This is a genomic window from Aliidiomarina sedimenti, from assembly GCF_003986955.1.
GTDB lineage: Bacteria > Pseudomonadota > Gammaproteobacteria > Enterobacterales > Alteromonadaceae > Aliidiomarina > Aliidiomarina sedimenti.
This window is the reverse complement of the sequence record NZ_PIPN01000001.1, coordinates 187,171-204,952: the sequence shown is the minus strand read 5'-3', so window position 1 is coordinate 204,952 and position 17,782 is coordinate 187,171. Positions and strand designations below refer to the sequence as shown.

Annotated in this window: 14 protein-coding genes and 1 pseudogene; 5 read left to right on the top strand and 10 right to left on the bottom strand. The window is 52.1% G+C overall.

The features are described 5' to 3' along the window. Window positions 1-19 precede the first annotated feature (19 nt). The 5 genes and pseudogenes from acnD to CWE12_RS00930 all read right to left on the bottom strand — a co-directional run bounded on the left by acnD (window position 20) and on the right by CWE12_RS00930 (window position 7,566). Window positions 20-2,611 (bottom strand): Fe/S-dependent 2-methylisocitrate dehydratase AcnD, encoded by a 2,592-nt coding sequence (gene acnD, locus CWE12_RS00950; RefSeq protein WP_126787707.1) that lies wholly within the window; start codon window positions 2,609-2,611, stop codon window positions 20-22. 101 nt (window positions 2,612-2,712) lie between these two features. Beyond that, window positions 2,713-3,838 (bottom strand): annotated as a pseudogene (gene prpC, locus CWE12_RS00945) (bifunctional 2-methylcitrate synthase/citrate synthase). A 14-nt stretch (window positions 3,839-3,852) separates the two neighbouring features. Then, complete coding sequence (gene prpB / locus CWE12_RS00940; RefSeq protein WP_420836626.1) at window positions 3,853-4,722, bottom strand: methylisocitrate lyase; 870 nt, start codon at window positions 4,720-4,722, stop codon at window positions 3,853-3,855. A 13-nt stretch (window positions 4,723-4,735) separates the two neighbouring features. Further along, window positions 4,736-5,419, bottom strand: coding sequence for a GntR family transcriptional regulator (locus CWE12_RS00935; protein WP_126787705.1), 684 nt, complete (start codon window positions 5,417-5,419; stop codon window positions 4,736-4,738). 182 nt (window positions 5,420-5,601) lie between these two features. After that, window positions 5,602-7,566: an alkaline phosphatase family protein gene (locus tag CWE12_RS00930; protein WP_198675659.1), complete on the bottom strand. Its 1,965-nt coding sequence runs from the start codon at window positions 7,564-7,566 to the stop codon at window positions 5,602-5,604. Window positions 7,567-7,681: 115 nt separating this feature from the next. Here CWE12_RS00930 and CWE12_RS00925 point away from each other — a divergent pair, with 115 nt between their 5' ends. Continuing rightward, the gene (locus tag CWE12_RS00925) at window positions 7,682-8,101 is read left to right on the top strand and encodes a VOC family protein (protein WP_126787703.1); all 420 of its coding nucleotides are present in this window, start codon (window positions 7,682-7,684) and stop codon (window positions 8,099-8,101) included. Window positions 8,102-8,242: 141 nt separating this feature from the next. Then, entirely contained in the window at window positions 8,243-9,301 is a 1,059-nt protein-coding gene (locus CWE12_RS00920; protein WP_126787702.1) for a DUF3083 family protein, read from the top strand. Window positions 9,302-9,336: 35 nt separating this feature from the next. Here the strand turns inward: CWE12_RS00920 and CWE12_RS00915 are convergent, their stop codons facing one another. From CWE12_RS00915 to CWE12_RS00905, 3 genes are all read right to left on the bottom strand, one after another. Then, window positions 9,337-11,796: a mechanosensitive ion channel domain-containing protein gene (locus tag CWE12_RS00915; protein ID WP_126787701.1), complete on the bottom strand. Its 2,460-nt coding sequence runs from the start codon at window positions 11,794-11,796 to the stop codon at window positions 9,337-9,339. 168 nt (window positions 11,797-11,964) lie between these two features. Next, window positions 11,965-12,366: a type 2 periplasmic-binding domain-containing protein gene (locus CWE12_RS00910; protein ID WP_126787700.1), complete on the bottom strand. Its 402-nt coding sequence runs from the start codon at window positions 12,364-12,366 to the stop codon at window positions 11,965-11,967. 12 nt (window positions 12,367-12,378) lie between these two features. Then, window positions 12,379-13,509: a hypothetical protein gene (locus CWE12_RS00905; RefSeq protein WP_126787699.1), complete on the bottom strand. Its 1,131-nt coding sequence runs from the start codon at window positions 13,507-13,509 to the stop codon at window positions 12,379-12,381. A 279-nt stretch (window positions 13,510-13,788) separates the two neighbouring features. On the opposite strand from CWE12_RS00905, the gene CWE12_RS00900 reads away from it, so the two are divergent. After that, window positions 13,789-14,382 carry a DUF938 domain-containing protein gene (locus tag CWE12_RS00900; protein WP_126787698.1) on the top strand — a complete coding sequence of 198 codons (594 nt, stop codon included), beginning with the start codon at window positions 13,789-13,791 and terminating at the stop codon, window positions 14,380-14,382. Window positions 14,383-14,403: 21 nt separating this feature from the next. Here the strand turns inward: CWE12_RS00900 and CWE12_RS00895 are convergent, their stop codons facing one another. Beyond that, window positions 14,404-14,829, bottom strand: a complete 426-nt coding sequence (locus CWE12_RS00895; RefSeq protein WP_126787697.1) for a DUF3010 family protein — start codon at window positions 14,827-14,829, stop codon at window positions 14,404-14,406. A 118-nt stretch (window positions 14,830-14,947) separates the two neighbouring features. On the opposite strand from CWE12_RS00895, the gene CWE12_RS00890 reads away from it, so the two are divergent. Next, window positions 14,948-15,334: a YchJ family protein gene (locus CWE12_RS00890; protein ID WP_126787696.1), complete on the top strand. Its 387-nt coding sequence runs from the start codon at window positions 14,948-14,950 to the stop codon at window positions 15,332-15,334. Here CWE12_RS00890 and CWE12_RS00885 read toward each other — a convergent pair. Then, window positions 15,326-16,600, bottom strand: coding sequence for an iron-containing alcohol dehydrogenase (locus CWE12_RS00885; RefSeq protein WP_126787695.1), 1,275 nt, complete (start codon window positions 16,598-16,600; stop codon window positions 15,326-15,328). The genes CWE12_RS00890 and CWE12_RS00885 overlap by 9 nt on opposite strands. Before the next feature lie 110 nt (window positions 16,601-16,710). On the opposite strand from CWE12_RS00885, the gene CWE12_RS00880 reads away from it, so the two are divergent. After that, the gene (locus CWE12_RS00880) at window positions 16,711-17,760 is read left to right on the top strand and encodes an AI-2E family transporter (protein ID WP_126787694.1); all 1,050 of its coding nucleotides are present in this window, start codon (window positions 16,711-16,713) and stop codon (window positions 17,758-17,760) included. The last annotated feature ends 22 nt before the right edge of the window (window positions 17,761-17,782 follow it).

Genomic DNA, 17,782 nt, shown 5'->3' with positions numbered 1-17,782 from the left:
AAAATGGCAAAACCAAGGGTCAGGCGCTTTCAGACTCAAGGAAGTCTTTGGCGAACCGCTGTAATACACCACCTGCACTATACACACCAAGCTCTTCACCCGTATCCAGGCGACAGGTTACCGGCACTTCAAGTTGCTCACCATCTTTACGGTGGATGACCAGAGTAAGTTCAGCACCGGGCGCTGGTTCACCTTTCACATCAAAGGTTTCAGTTCCGTCGATGTTCAGGGTGGTGCGTGTGGTACCTGGTTTAAACTCCAGTGGCATAACACCCATCCCAATCAGGTTGGTGCGGTGAATACGCTCGAAGCCTTCAGCGACAATGGCTTCTACACCTGCTAAGCGAACGCCTTTGGCGGCCCAGTCACGCGATGAACCCTGACCGTAGTCATTGCCGGCGATAATAATCAGCGGCTGCTTGCGCTCCATGTAGGTTTCAATGGCTTCCCACATGCGCATTTGTTTGCCTTCGGGCTCAACCCGCGCCAGCGACCCCTGAATAACCTTACCGTCCTTATCCGTCACCATTTCATTAAAGATTTTAGGATTGGCTAAGGTGGCCCGCTGGGCGGTCAAATGGTCACCACGGTGGGTCGCGTACGAGTTAAAGTCTTCTTCCGGAACGCCCATGCTGGCCAGGTATTCACCTGCGGCACTGTCCGCCATAATGGCATTTGACGGTGACAAATGGTCGGTGGTGATGTTGTCACCAAAGACTGCCAGTGGCCGCATTCCGGTTAACGACGGAGCCGTTGCAAGCCCGCCTTCCCAGTATGGAGGACGACGAATGTAGGTGCTTTGTGGGCGCCACTTGTACAGCGGATCGTTCTTTTCCCCGTAATCGACGGACAGGTTAAACATCGGCTCATACACAGTACGGTACTGCTCCGGTTTAACTGCCTGTTTCACAATGGCGTCGATCTCGTCATCCGATGGCCAGATATCTTTCAGCGTAATCGGATTGCCCTCGTTGTCGTAGCCAAGCGCATCTTTTTCGATGTCAAAACGAATACTACCTGCTATCGCATAGGCTACAACCAGCGGAGGTGACGCCAGAAACGCCTGCTTCGCGTGCGGGTGAATACGACCGTCAAAGTTACGATTGCCTGACAGTACCGCGGTTGAATACAGATCGCGTTCAATTATTTCCTGCTGGATCACCGGGTCAAGTGAGCCACTCATCCCGTTGCAGGTGGTACAGGCGAAACCAACCAGACCGAAGCCCAGGGTTTCCAGCTCTTCCATCAGATCCGCTTCTTCGAGGTACATCTTGACCGTTTTTGAACCCGGCGCCAGCGAGGATTTAACCCATGGCTTACGGGTCAGACCGAGCTTATTGGCATTGCGGGCGATCAAGCCTGCAGCAACCATATTGCGCGGGTTGCTGGTATTGGTGCAGCTGGTAATGGCAGCGATGATCACCGCGCCATCCGGCATTTTGCCGTCAACCTGCTCGTACTGACCGGCAATTCCACGGCTGGCCAGTTCTGACGACGGTAACAGCGCATGCGGATTAGACGGCCCGGCCATGTTGCGGCCGACGCTCGACAGATCAAAGGTCAGCACTCGCTCATACTCAGCCTCTGTCATTTGCGACGCCCATAAGCCGGTTTCTTTGGCATAACGCTCAACCAATTCAACCTGCTCATCAGCCCGACCAGTCAGTTTAAGGTAATCAATGGTTTGCTCGTCGATGTAGAACATCGCGGCTGTGGCACCGTATTCCGGTGTCATATTGGAGATGGTTGCGCGGTCACCCACGCTTAGCTTGTTAGCCCCTTCGCCGAAAAACTCGAGATAGGCACCAACCACCCGCTCACGACGTAAAAACTCGGTAATTGCCAGGACCAAATCGGTGCTGGTAATGCCGGGTTGCAGCTTGCCGGTCAGTTCAACACCCACGATATCCGGTAAACGCATGTAGGAGGCACGACCGAGCATCACGCTCTCAGCTTCGAGTCCACCGACACCGACCGAGATAACGCCTAAGGCGTCTACCATGGGCGTGTGAGAGTCGGTACCGACACAGGTATCCGGAAACGCCACACCATCACGAACCTGCACCACTGGCGACATTTTCTCCAGATTAATCTGGTGCATAATGCCATTGCCCGGCGGAATCACATCAACGTTTTTAAACGCCGTTTTGGTCCAGTTAATAAAGTGGAAACGGTCATCATTGCGACGGTCTTCAATCTGGCGGTTCTTTTCAAAGGCGTCTTTTTCAAACCCCGCATGCTCAACCGCCAGCGAATGGTCAACAATCAGCTGGGTCGGCACGACCGGGTTGACCTTGGCCGGGTCACCACCCTGATCGGCAATGGCATCACGCAAACCAGCCAGATCAACCAGCGCGGTTTGCCCTAGAATGTCATGGCAGACCACACGCGCCGGATACCAGGGGAAGTCGAGATCGCGTTTGCGCTCGATGAATTGATTAAGGCCATCGGTCAGGGTCTGGCCTTCGCCGCGACGTACCAGTTGCTCGGCGAGAACCTTCGACGTATAGGGCAGCTTGTCGTAGCTACCGGGTTTAATGTCTTCTATCGCGGCACGGGTATCGTAATAATAAAGATTCGTGCCCGGTAGATTGCGATATTCGCTCTTCATGTTAGTCACCTGAAAGGTTATAGCTGGCTTTGTAGGCCATGCCTTGCATGCCCTGCTAAACGGCAGGCTTAGCCTGCCGTTTACTCGTAGCTATCCTGCGTCTAGCGCTCAGACAAAGCCGGTACTGGGCGTGGCTCTGGGCCTGTATAATCAGCACTTGGGCGGATAATACGGTTGTTCGCACGCTGTTCTTTAACGTGTGCAGTCCAGCCACTAACCCGCGACATGACGAAAATTGGCGTGAACAGTTTGGTCGGGATGCCCATGTAGTGATAGGCAGACGCATGGAAGAAATCCGCATTCGGGAACAACTTCTTCTCCCGCCACATCACTTCTTCACAGCGCACTGACACGTCATACAAGCGGCTGTCACCAAACTCTTCAGACAATTTTTTCTGACCAGGCTTTGATGATGTCATTGCGTGGATCGAATTCACGATAAATAGCGTGACCGAAGCCCATGATCTTGTCTTTGCGTTCCAACATACCGACCAGGGTGCTTTCCGCATCGTCCGCTGATTCCATGTTTTCAATCAGATCCATCGCCGCTTCGTTGGCGCCACCATGCAGTGGACCACGCAGCGAGCCGATCGCGCCAGTCACACAGGAATGAATATCTGACAAGGTTGAAGCACAAACCCGAGCAGTAAAGGTCGAGGCGTTGAATTCATGCTCTGCATACAGAATCAATGAGGTATTCATCACTGCTGAATGCAATTCAGTCGGCGCTTTGTCATGCAGCAAATGCAGGAAGTGCGCACCAATTGAATCGTCATTGGTTTCGGTTTCAATCCGCACGCCGTCGTGGCTGTAACGGTACCAGTACAACATAATGCTTGGGAACACCGCCAGCATACGTTCAATATGGCGATCCGCGTCGTCAAAGCTCTCTTCTGTTTCCAGGTTACCGAGGAATGAACAACCGGTACGCAGCACGTCCATCGGATGCGCTTCAGCAGGAATTCGCTCAAGCACGTCTTTTAGCTCTTGTGGTAAACCACGTAATGACTTCAAACGGGTTTTGTAGTCGCTTAACTCAGACTGGGTTGGCAATTCGCCATGCGCCAGCAGGTAGGCTACTTCTTCAAAGCTAACTTTATCCGCCAGTTCCTTAATATCATAACCACGGTATGTCAGGCCTGAACCACTTTTACCAACGGTACACAGTGCTGTTTCGCCAGCGACCTGGCCACGCAGGCCTGCTCCACTCAATGCTTTCTCTGCCATGATTAAACTCCTCGTTATTTTTTAGTAAAAAGTGCGTCCAGCTTTTCTTCAAACGCGTGGTAATTCAGAAAGTCATACAGCTCGGCACGCGTTTGCATGTCATCGACCACTGCTTTTTGATCACCGTTCTCTAAAATGCTGTTGTATACATTCAAAGCCGCCTTGTTCATGGCACGGAATGCGCTTAACGGATACAGCACCATTTCGACACCGACTTCAGCCAGCTCTTGTTTATTAAATAATGGTGTCGCACCAAACTCGGTAATATTCGCCAGCACAGGTACATTCAGTGCTTTACTGAAGGCATCGTATTGCTCAAGGGTATGCACCGCTTCGGCAAAAATCGCATCGGCACCGGCTTCAACACAGGCTTGAGCACGCTCAATCGCAGCTTCCAGACCTTCCTGTTGCAGCGCATCGGTACGCGCCATAATGAAAAAGTTCTCGTCAGTACGTGCATCAACCGCAGCTTTCACCCGGTCGACCATTTCATGCTGCGAGACGATTTCTTTGTTCGGGCGATGACCACAGCGCTTTTGCGCTACCTGATCTTCAATATGAAACCCTGCCGCACCGGCCCGGGTCATTTCTTTCACTGTCCGTGCAATATTAAATGCACCGCCCCAGCCTGTGTCTGCATCGACCAGCAAAGGTAAATCAGTGGCTGCGGTAATCCGGCGAATGTCTTCACAAACGTCATTCAATGAGGTCATCCCTAAGTCCGGCAAGCCGAACGAGGCATTGGCAACACCCGCACCTGATAAGTAGAGTGCTTTATGGCCAACGCGTTCCGCCATCATTGCAGTGTAGGCGTTAATAGTACCCACCACCTGCAATGGTTTTTCTGATTTGATTGCGTCGCGTAGCTTTGCGCCTGCGCTGATAAGCTGTGTCATGCTAGTTTCCCTTATTTTGCAGTTGAATTTCGATGTTCTGACGTGATGCGCCGATATGGCGTCGCATCAGTAAGTCGGCAAGTTCACCATCGCGATTGGCAATGGCATTAATAATAGCTTTGTGCTCATCAAATGCACGGGACACCCGTGGCCCGTTCATGCCCAGCTGAACCCGGTACATCCGCACCAGAAAGTAAAGCTCGTCACACAAAATGTTGATTAAATACGGATTTTTACTGCCGAGGATAATCCGGTAATGAAAGTCGAGGTCACCCGCTTCCTGATAGTAGCTTTCGCCTTCGCGTACCCGCTGCGTCTGCAGATGCGCATTCAGCAAGTCGCGTAATTCAGTTATTTCGTCTTCTGCCATGTTTTCGGCCGCCAGCCGACAGGCCAGTCCTTCCAGCTCCTCGCGCAACTGATAAAGCGACAACAACCCTTGCGGGGTTAAAGTCACCACCCGGGCTCCCGCATTCGGGGTCCGTTCAATCAGATGACAGCGCTCCAGCCTTGCCATTGCCTCTCGCAACGGCGCGCGGCTGACCTCAAAGCGTTTTGCCAGCTCCGGCTCGCTCATTTTGCTGCCCGGGGCTATGCTGCCTTCCACAATGGCTTTCTGAATTTCAAGCAGGACGCGATCAGATGCGGTCACTGGAGGTCGTAGTAAAACGTTTTCAATATGCATGAATTGTCGACAGCTTTTGAATATCTGACCATTTTATACCTTTTATTCAAAGCTTCAATAGCCATTACTCAAGAATTGTCGACAATTGTGTAGCGAATCCCTGACAGGGTTGAGGATAAAAAAGGCCAGCTAAGTCATTCTTAGCTGGCCTTCCCTGTGACAGCGTTCTGCCCACTATGGTGTTAGCGCAAATCCGGTAACAGGCTACGACCCTGAGCGTGCCGTGGCGCAGGCATACGCAGATAGTCGGACACCGTCGGCGCCACATCAATCAATTTTGAGGCGGGTATTCGTTTGCTGCTGAATCCACCACCATAGGCACAGGTAACGGTTTGCATATAAGGGTCGGTCGAGGCTCGCGAATGCCAGCCTAACGGGCCGGTTTCTGCCACATACTGATCACCACGGGTACTGCGGCTGCTGCGATAGTTATCCGCTTCAGACCAGTAAACATCGCCCCCCGCGGCGCCTCCAATCCCCAGCTCCGGATGTTCGCTGGCGATATACACCCGTTCGATGACCGCACCGCCCTCACTGTCTGCTGCGCCTTGCAGGGCTTGTACCACCTCGGCAATGACCGCCTCTTTCTGATCTGGCTCAACAATCCCACCACGCCACTCTGTGGTGTTAACGGTGACCCAATGGCCACTTGGTGCCACCGCCTTACTCCGGCTTAAATCCACCATGCCGTTTTCATCCAGTACCTGTAACCCGGCCTGCTGCAACAACACATTCGGTTTAAATTCCATCCAACTGCTGCGCATCCCATGGTCACCGACCACAAAGGTCGCTGCATCGGCGTCAGCAGCAAGCTGTAACAGATGCTCCAGACGCAAATCGACCAGTTGCCAGGTCTTGTTACGCAATTCCGTCATGGCCTCGCCCACAGCCTCGTCGTAGCCGGGCCAGGTCGGGTCCATATAAGTCAGTAAACTGTGATCAATGGAGTCGCCTAACGGGAAGTAGTCGACCAGCAAATCAACCTGTTGCTCCTGCCAGAACCAACTGCTGCCTTTGTTAAACACCCGGGTAAATAATTCTGCCGTTTCCAGGTACCGCGCTTCAGCGGTTCCGTCACCGCCCTGAAAGCGCGTTGGGCCAAATTCACCCGCCGTGTACATGCGCGACGCTGAATTACCAAACCAGCCCTGGACATACTCGTCATACCCTGCCTGGACAGACTCATGATTGGTATCCATGACATGCATTGACGGGTGGTAAAGCATAAAGTCTTCACCATTGTTGCTCACTTCAAAAAGGCGAATGCGGAGGAAGGTATTACCACGTTCCGTTTCTACTTTTAACGGCTCTGAAAAATGACGTGCCAGCTCGCGGTCGGCAAAGCCCTCCGTCTCCACTGGGTTGGACTGGGCTATCACTGCCTGATTGATATCGGGCGTCAGGCTAATTGCCATGCTGTCATAGCGCGATGAACCAAACAGCAACCCGTGGAAGGTGCCAGCCGCGTTGCTAAAAGTAAAAGCTTTTGGCTCGAGGGTCACCCCTAGCTGGCCTAAATTGCGCCATTCGCTAACCTCAGTCCAGCTGACGTCTTCAGCGCGAATGACCGCATGTCCTGTGACCTGCTGGTTATAGCCATTCATCACCTGCACATTACTTAACTCGTAACCCGCCTGAACGCGCTCGAAATCAGCCTGTTGCTGAGCGCTACGCTCGCCACTGCGGGCCGGGAACCCTGCTTCACCAGGCGCCTGGGTTGAGTGGTGCCCACCAACGCGCCGTTGCGCGTAACCGGCACTGATCCAGATAGGTTCGGCGCTTAGGTTGGCTGAATCAAACCCTGAAATTGTTGCCATCGCGGTATTTTGATCGCGTGGTAAGACGTGAACTGCGTTGGCTGCAATATTGTGCACATCACCATAAGCCCCGGTCCAGATCGAGGCGTGGCCTGCGGCAGTCACGGACGGAAACATAGGTTGCGCATACTCAGTGCAGGCGCCGCCATCAAAAACCCGATACAATGCGGGTGCCTGTTGCGCTGATAAATTATCGCGCAGTAGCCGTTCGTTTAATGCATCAATACTCACCAGTATTGCGCGTTCACCGGATGGCTGAGGATTTATTGAACATGCGGACAACACCACAGCAGCCGAGACTGTGGTAAGAAAAAAAGCAGATTTGTACATCGTTTTGATACCTGATAAAACGTTTCCCATCTATTGGCGCCACTTTAGCAGAGTTTTATGACAAGCCGAAGTTCGTGCGCCGCAGTATCTATAGCATTCAACCTGGAGTTCGTTGATGAAATACTTGCATACCATGGTCCGCGTTCATGATTTGGAGGCGTCACTGCGTTTCTACTGTGAAGGACTTGGGTTACATGAAGTGCGTCGTAAAGAGGTACCCGAAGGCCGTTTCACCCTGCTCTTTTTAGCCGCCAAAGAGAGCCCGGAAGCCGAATTGGAACTGACCTACAACTGGGATCCGGAAACCTATTCCGGCGGCCGCAACTTTGGTCATCTGGCGTTCGAGGTCGATGACATTTACGCCACCTGCCATCACTTGCAGGGCATGGGTATTACCATTAATCGTCCGCCCCGTGACGGCCGCATGGCGTTTGTCCGCTCACCGGATGGTATTTCCATTGAGCTTTTGCAACGCGGCGATGCACAGCCAGCCAAAGAGCCGTGGCTTTCTATGGCCAACCAGGGTAGCTGGTAATCAAAGGGTGTCATGTTAAGCGGTGTGAACTCGGTTGAGTTTTTATTCTGAAACAATAAAAGTTCAGCCGAAATCGTCTAAAGTCTGTGTATAGATTATTACACGTTACCTGACCCTCAACGTCAGACAGGAGACCCTCAGATGAGTACCGCTCACCGCGCTTATATTCCAACAAACGCCCATTCCAATCAGTATGTACTGGTAGAATTAAAGCCCAGTGATGAGTTTTATCAGACGTTTAACAGTCCAGAGGCATGTTACGACAAGCTGAGCCGCTTATTTTTTCGCTTAGCCGAAGATGAGAGCCTGAGCAATGTGCATTTCATCGCCAATGATAAACTGCCGGTGGTGCGTTACCACAGCGAGTACTACTGCTTCCAGACCCAAAAGCAGATGCTGTTTTTCTACAATCCAAAATATCACGAAGCACAGAATGTCTTTATTAAGCCTGACTACAAAGCGCGTAAAATCCGTCTCCTGTTTCTTGCTACAGGCAGCGATATCCGCGCCAATTCTGCCCAGTTCCACCGCCGCGTACACCGCTTGATTAAGCATTTTAAAGCCGAGTTACCAGACCTTCCGATGGAACTCAAAGTACGTGACCATCAGCATCTGTCCTATGACTTGTTCGCGCGCGATAAAGGGCATAAAGAAACCTACGCCTATAAACTGCGTTCACTCTATGCCCGTTATGAGAAACGCAACTGCGACCTGCCGCAACCGCGCAGCGAGCTTACCTATGCCACGGTTGCACTGCCCCTCTCGCGCCGCCTGAAGCAAAACCTCAAACTGCATGACCATGACTATGGTGCCATGTATAAGCGAATTGAAACGCTATTCACCGATGTCTGTGAGAAGCACGGTATTGCCCACCGCGCTTTTGTTGCAAACGGCAAGACGCCGCTGGTTCGCAACAGCCAGGTCGATATTTCCGAACAGAATTCTGAATTGCAGAAAATGAGTTTCGACACCACAAGCGATGACGCTCAGCAACTCAGTTTTTACGAGGACGACAATCTGGTTGAAGCCGTGAACTTCATCTTTGTAGCGGGTCAGCACGACTGCCACGAGCGTGGCTACGGCCGCTTTATGAACCGGGTTCATGAAGCGCTTAAGGACTTAGCAGCGGATATAAAACTGCGCCCCGAACATGATGACCTGATCGTACGTTTTTATCAGCACATCAGCTATATTCTTTAATCGCCGGAAGCCGGTAGTCCGCAACGAGTGCCGGCTTACTTCGCTTGGTCCTCGTCTTTCGGGCTACTGTCGACCGCTCCAACCTGTCGCTCGATACCGAGTTCATTGCGAAAATGGACGTCAATCTGATTAAACGCGACCTCTATGCCAGCGGCTTTAAAGCGACGATCAATTTCCCGGTTCAGAGCATCAATGGTCGGCATCCGCTCGGCTAAATCCTCGACATGCACCCGCAACTCGTGATCGAGCGTTGAAGCGCCAAATTGCATGAACAACACCGTAGGTTCGGGGTCATCAAGTACGCGCTCTTCGTCTTGCCCTATCGCCAGTAAGATCTCCCGGGTTTTATCCAGATCTGAGCCATACGCCACACCTACTTTAATGGTTAAGCGGGTAATGGTGTTGCTCAGCGACCAGTTTACAAACTGGCCGGTGATGAACTGTCGGTTTGGTACCACAATGTCGCGGCGATCAAAGTCGGTTATCACGGTCGCCCGTATTCGAATCTGGCTCACGCGGCCAGACAAGGTGTCCAGGGTAACAATATCGCCTACCCGCAACGGGCGTTCGAAAAATAAAATCAAACCGGAGATGAAATTACCGAAAATTTCCTGCAATCCAAACCCAAGGCCCACCGTCAGCCCCGCTGCTAACCACTGCAATTGATCCCAGCGTACCCCGAGTGAAGCCAGGAAGGTGACGACCGCAATGCTGATGACCACGTAATTGACCAGCGAGGTGACCGCATACGCAGTCCCCATCTGCAATTGCAGGCGAGATAATACCGTCATCTCAAGTAAGCCAGGCAAGTTGCGCACTAGCACCAGGCCGACCAACGCAATCACCACCGCACTGACCAAGCCACCCAGACTGAGTGCGCTATCGCCAGTGTCTGCATCTTCCCACAATACCTGCGTATCCAGATAATCCAGTGCCATCGTCGCTTCTGACCATACCTGGTATAAAATAAACGCAAATAGTGCCATCAGGCCGAAGCGCGCCAGCCGCTGCGACTGCTGTTTCGCGCCCTGAGCATCTGCTTCTGAGCGGGCAAGCGGTGGTGCCTCGTCTTTTGCGCGCGCCTGCAACGGCTTTTCATCCGCATTTTCGTGATCTTTTAGTACCGCCTCAACCTCGCGCTCCACGGCCTGCTGAGCCAACTGACGTTCCTGCATCCGGTCATAAGCAAAATCCAGGGCCCGTTGGACACCCGCCGCAGTAAGCATCCATACGCTGATGACATAGAACGTCGCCAGATAGTAACCACTTAACATCAGCGCTGTGTAGTAATACCCGCTGGATACCATAATCAGCAACATGACTGGCAATACCAACAAGGCCGATGCAACCGTACGATGGGTCAGTTTAGAACCATACAGCGGGGGCAGCTTAGCAAATAGGGAGAGCAGGATTGCGATCAGATACAAGCTGGTTATAAATAGCACCAGCTGACCGATGACGTCCTGGCTTAGTTGCGTAGTCTGCTGGCTGGCCACAGCAAGAATGAAGCTTAACGGCACCAGAACCCAGCCCAGGGCGAGTATAAATCGGCGCAAGACCGCGCACTGCTCGTCCTGCCAGCGAAAATACAGACTCGCAAAGCCATTACGCCGCAGTATTCTGCTGAGAAAACTAATCATAAACAGTGAGCCGGCGACGGCATTCAGCGCTTTATCCAGATATATATCATCGCCGACAGGCGCATTGATAAACTGCCCCGCAATTAAAACCACTAAGGATAACGGGGCAACCAGTAACCCATGTAACAACAGCGCGCTGGGCACCAACCAAGGTGAAGATACTGAATTCGACGCCACATCCTTATTGTATAGCGATAAGCGCAGCAAAATAGCGCGTCGTTTGAGCACTAAAATCAACAGGAGGACAATAAAAGCAACCATCAGCAGAGTGATCTGTACGCTTAACTGGGTCACTAACTGACTCAGCGCCTGGTAGATTCGCACAGCCTGAGCCGAAACATGGGCCGGAAACTGACTAAACCACTGCCACTCCATCGCCCGGTTGCTGGGGGTCCAAAACAGGTAATCAGCGAGCGTATTTTCAAACGCGGTTAACTCGGTCGTTAAACGCCCCTGCACCTGCATAAAGTCGACCAGTAAACGGATATCGCTTTCCAGCTCAGTCAGGCTTGCTTCTAATTCGTCGCGCTGGATTTGTTCCAGATCCGGCTCCCTCAGTTCGCGCTGGACGTGAAACAAGTCGAGCCGGAGCTGGGCCAGCAACTCTTCAAAGTCCTGAGTCCTGACGTCACGTACGCTGGCTCGCTGCTCTTGTAGAATTTGGTGAAGCATGCGGCTTCCCTGCAACACCTCGTATTGCGCCTCTAAATCAACCCGGTCCTGACTCAGTTCCTCATAATAGGCTTGCAGGTCAGCGAGCTGAGACTCCAGGTCCGCAGTCGACTGAGCGAGCGCAGACGATGGCGCTCCGACGAATAGCAAGGCACAAATAGCGAACAGGTAGCAGAAACGCATGAGCAACAGAATCCTTAGTGGTTACAGACCGATCAGTGTACTCATCCAGCGCAAAAATAACAGTTTTTCAGCGTCGCTTTGTCCATGTCATGACCGGCCAGACGAAGCGGCGCATAAAAAAAGCCCGGCTGCAGCGCAACCGGGCTTTTCATAAACGTAGCAACGGGCTTAGAATTCGAGCAGAATATTTAAATCGTCCGCCTTGCTGGCATCGCTGATATAGCCAATGGTGCCGGGATTCGAGCGAACATATTCCAGCACAGCCTCATCAGATTCGACCTGGCGCAGCTCTGCAGCGCGGCCGGTAAAGACTAAACGTGACCAGTGCGCTTTGATCTGCTCTGCAGAACGCCCAATGACGTTGGCTTCAAAAGCCTGACGTACCGCTGAACCCTCTTGCTGATTAACAGCAATCAGTTCCCGCGACTGCCCCATGTAAATACGGGTGACCCGGGCTGAATCGATTTCGCTTTGGCTGATAACCGCACCGCCTTGTGCCATAGCAGGAAAACTTGTGATTGCCCACGCCAGTGCAGTACCAAGCAAGGTGACTTTAATTAACTTCAACATAGTAGTCGCTCCTTAAAATACGGTCTGGACAGAAAAAGACACCACATTGGAACGGGTATCCAGTGCTTTATCATCAACGTGTGTTACGTCGAATTTAAAGGCAACACCCGCTCGTACGTCATAGCGCACACCTAACGAGGTCATGTTCGAACGCTGAGTGGTGCTACTCGTTAATTGCTGAACGCCTTGCGCCAATGGTGCTGGCAGCGTGGCTAGAGCAAAATCCGCCTGCTGATCGCGGGTGCCTGCATAGGTAACGTGAGGCATCCAGCTTCCAAAACGCTTTCCTAAACTGGCGTAAAACGAGCGTTGTTTCGCCAGGAAACTGTCCTGTACCTCAAGCTCGGTGTATTCACTTGCAAATACCCAGTCAAAGTTATCAAAGTTGAGACCGATACTGGCAAAGGTTCCTTCACGCTCGTCAACGCGCAGATCATCAGCCAGTGAGGCGAAACCAGCTCCGCTCAATTGCATCATCAACCCGTTAAACTCCGGTGTCTGCAGTTCGACAGACACGTCGCTGCTATAAAAGAAGCCGCCGCGCACTGTCCAGCTGTGGTAATTCAGACTTGAACTTAGCCCAACCAGATTTTCAAGATCCGTTTCCGCTTGCGAGTCCGCCACCTCGACACTGTCATTGAAGTTACCGACAATAAACTGCGTCGACAGCATGCTGTCGCCTAAAAAAGCATTGTGTTGGACGCTCGCCCCGGTGAAATTATCAAAGGGTACCCGGTACACTGCCTGCGGCGTGCGCAGCCAATGGTAGCTATAGGCTACATCGAGTGAATCCGAATAGTTATAGAGGGGTAAGCGAAGCTTACCGGCGTTGACCGTCCAGGCGTCATTCACTTGATACTGCAGATACGCCCATTCCACACCAAGGTCGAAGTTATCTTCCCCACGTGACATCAACTGAGTGGTGATGCTCAGGTCGTCGGCCAGTTCAGCACGGCCCTGCAGTGCAAACAGAGTATCTGGTTTGAAGTCCACTGAGTCTTCGTAACCAAATGCCTGCTCGTCGCTTCCGCTGGTGAAACCGGCGCCAATATTGGCAAAGCCACTCCACTCGATATTTGCATGTGCCGCCGAGCCTGCCAGCATAAGGCCACTCAACAATCCTAGTTTGAATACGCGTTGCATACTGCGCTCCCTTTATATGTGTGATTTGCGCGCAGTTTATAGACTGGACGACGGGGAGAACAGAATCTATTTGCTATATCATATAACGCTAATTTGTTGTTGAGCGATGAGCTTTTAACCCAGGCCAAACACGGTGTGCAGAAATCCATCAGGCAAATATTGCAGAACTGTTACATAGCTTAATCCAGCGCAATTCTGTGGTTAACGGCTTGTTATCTGAAGCCACCTCTGTAGTATGAAAATACCTATAAAAGTTTGCTGTTTTTATCGAGGATTCCTATGTCATTGCCCTTTTCACAAGCCTGTGAAAACAACAAGCGCCCCATTTTTGAAATACTTAGCAAGGCGTTGTCTGAGCCGGGATCGGTGCTTGAAGTGGGCAGTGGCAGCGGCCAACATGCCGAGTTTTTTGCCCAGCAGCTGCCGCATATTCGTTGGCAATGCAGCGACGTCGAAACCAATCTGCCTGGTTTACAGGCTCGTATTGGCGAAGCTCAGCTGGAAAACCTGCCCGCTGCTTTGGCATTTGACGTCAATCGCCAGCAAATCATAAGCGGTCGCTTTGATCTGGTTTATAGTGCAAATACCCTGCATATTATGAGCTGGCCAACGGTGGTTCGTTTCTTTAAGACCCTGCCTGCGCTTCTCAACGAGCACGGCTCTGTCTGGATCTACGGCCCGTTTAATTATGGCGGTCTGTACACCAGCGGCAGCAACGAGCTGTTCGACCAGTCACTGAAAAGCCGCGATGCAAGCATGGGGATTCGGGATATTGAGAAAGTTCAGCAGCTCGCCCATAGCCAGGGCTTCACCCATCTGCAGGATTACCAGATGCCAGCTAACAATCGCTTATTACGCTTCTATAAAGGCTAAAGCCCGTACCTGAGGCTTGCCCTATGGGTAAGCCAGAGAGGCGTAGGCCACTTCGAACGCAGTTTCCTGAAACTTTTTAAGGCCGGTATCGGCGAAATCAACCGGTATCGGATTACGTTTCAGTTTTTCTTTCTGCTCAGTTGCCTTAAGCAGACTCACATCGATGTTTTCAATCAGCTGAATGGCCGCTTCAATTTTGAACCCTACCGCGGCACCGGCAAACTTACCTTTCTGGGCGCGCTCGCGGATAACGACCTGCTCAACTTTGTAGTCCTGCAGAAACTTGGCAAAGGTAAACTGAAAGTGACGAATATTGTCAGCCTCCTGATCTTTTACCAACTGAAAGCGCACCTGGCGGCAGTCAGGAATATCAAACAGGCCGTCCTCTTTGTTTAAAAGGCAAATAATCGCTTCGTTGCTTTTTATTTCAACGCCACATACACGCATGGTCAGGGTCCCTTTTTTGATTGAGTCTTGAGTGAGCCTTAAAATTCGGCGGCGCGAGTATAGCATGCTAGACTCGCCAGCTCGCTTGCAATTTCACTCCCTTTATTCAGGTTTTATTATGACAGCTTGCTATTGTGGTAGCGAACGCAGCTACGCTGAATGCTGCCAACCCGTGCACCAGGGCCAGCCGGCCGCGACCCCGGAACTACTGATGCGCTCACGCTACAGTGCTTTTGCCATCGGTGACGACGCCTATCTGCAACATAGCTGGCATCCGTCGACCCGGCCCAGCGCCATCCAGGCGGCTGACAACACGCAATGGCTAAAACTGGAAATTATCAGTGCCCCAAAGCCAACCGGCAATAGTGGAACCGTTCACTTCCGTGCCTTTTGCAAAGAAGCCGATGGTAGTCTTGCCATGCTCGAAGAAGTCTCGCGTTTTAGCCAGGTAAACGGGCAATGGTTGTATCTCGACGGCGACACCGACTACCACCGTTTAAGCTGAATCCGTCGTAGCATCCTCAGTTGCAGTATTAGCCGCATCGTTGCTTGCAGAACCCGGCAGCAACGAACGCAACAGCGCCTCGCCTTGCTGTTGATTAATGTAACGCGGCACTGCGTAGGTAAAACGAGCTTCACTGCGTGCGGCGCGGATAATGGACGCAATATCCTGTTCGCGTAACTGCTCAATGTAACCGGGAATAGCGAACCGCTGATTGAGCTGGCGTACCCGTTCTATCAGCGCATCTGCCAGTGCATCATCATCAGTGCGCCCGTCTGCGCTATTTAACCCCATCGCCCTGCTAAGATCTGCCATACGCCTGCTGCAAGCCGGTTTCGAAAACTCCAGCACGGTTGGTAACAGCATCGCATTCGCCAGCCCATGCGGGATGTGGTATCGCGCACCCAGATTATGGGCGATCGCATGCACATAGCCGACACCGGCCTGAGTAAAGGCCTGACCCGCGTACATGGCGGCTTTTGCCATCTGTTGCCGCGCTTCCAGGTTGTCTCCTTTTGCGTAAGCCTTCGGCAGCCAGCTGTTAATCAGGCGTGCTGCCTGAAGCGCCAGTTCGTCTGTGCGCAGTAACGCATTACGCGACAAATAGGCCTCAATCGCATGGGTCAACGCATCCAGCCCTGTGGCAGCCGTGATTGCTGGTGGCAAACCAATCGTCATTGCCGGGTCCAGAGCGACCGCCGTTGGCATCAGCTTAAGGTCAAGAATCGATAACTTGCGCATTTTGCGCGGGTCTGACACAACGGCGGCAACGGTTGCTTCCGAGCCTGTGCCTGCCGTTGTGGGCACCGCATACAGCGGCAACATACCCTTGCGAACTTTGAATAAACCAACCAGTTTGGTAATTGGCTGTTTGGTTTTCAACAGTGCGCCAATCATCTTAGCCGCATCCAGCACCGAACCGCCGCCTACCGCAATAATCGCCTCTGCCTTCAGTTCACGAACTTCATCCACCGCCGCCGTGATAAGTTCAATAGTGGGATCTGAGGTGACGTTCGCATACACGGTTAGCTGCAAATTGCGCGCCGCAGCGGCCTCAAGGACCAAAGTGGTCAACCCAAGTCCCTGCACGGCCTGATCAGTCACCAGCAGAATCCGTTGATACCCCGCATTCGCTATTTCATCAATCAGCGTGCTGGTGGCATTTTCCCCTTCATGAACCGTTGGCCAGCGAAATGGCAGGATCTTAATAACGCCCTTGAATACCTGCATATATGCGCGCAATGGCCATTGCCTGAATGCAGCCTTCATCTGTGTGTCCCCGGAAAAACTCGATAACTACGACAGTATCAGTTTTACAACCTTTTCGCGATCAACTGCTATGCTATGTTTTATTCGTCATTTCAACAGGCTAGGACAGAATGCAACGACCGCTAGAAAAACGTTTCTTTTTACTGTTACTGGGTGTCGTAACAGGTGCCTTTTTCCTTATGCTTGGCCCTTTCTGGGGCGCGATTTTCTGGGCCATCGCCCTCGCTGTGCTTTTCTACCCAATTTACCACTGGCTGTGTCAAAAGCTTAAGGAGAAACGCTCGTTGGCGGCTGTGCTAACGCTGTCCCTTGCGGTGTTAATCGTGGTCGTACCGCTGACCCTGATTACCTTCCAGATTGTAAGCCAGGCCAACGATATCTATCAGAGTTTTGATCAGGGCGACATTGATGGTGAGGTGATTCAGCAATATATCGAAGAAAATCTGCCTATCGTACCTGAGCTCATGAATCGGTATGACCTCAATGCCAGCGATCTCGGGCAACGTCTCAGTGACACGCTTTCATCCTCCAGTCAGTACATCGCCCAGGAGGCATTTAAGCTGGGTCGAAGTACCTTTCATTTTCTGGTCAGCATGGGCGTTATGCTGTATCTGACGTTTTTCTTTTTCCGCGACGGCGAGAAAATCACTCAGGCCGTACGCAATGCCATTCCGCTAGGTGAAGGGCGTGAAGATAAATTGTCAGATCGCTTCGTAAAAGTAACCCGGGCCACCTTTAAAAGCACTTTTATTGTAGCGGCGGTCGAAGGCATTTTAGGCTGGGCTATTCTGGCTATCCTGGGTATTCCGGGGGCGCTGTTCCTGGGTGTGTTAATAGGTATCCTGTCACTGGTTCCCGCATTGGGCTCGTTTCTGGTATGGGGTCCAATAGCGGCCTACCTGCTGTTTAGCGGCGAGATCATGCAGGGCGTCATTCTGCTCATTTTTGGTGCTGTCATTATCGGGCTGGTCGACAATATATTGCGTCCACTTTTGGTCGGGCGCGATATTCGCCTTCCAGACTGGTTAATCCTGCTGTCGATTCTCGGCGGGTTGAGCATTTTCGGCATCCATGGCTTTATTATTGGCCCTATCCTGACCGCTCTTTTCGTTACCTTATGGAACATCTTTTCAAACGACTTCGAGAGCGACGACCGCTAACCGGTTTAGCTTTTGCCAGACA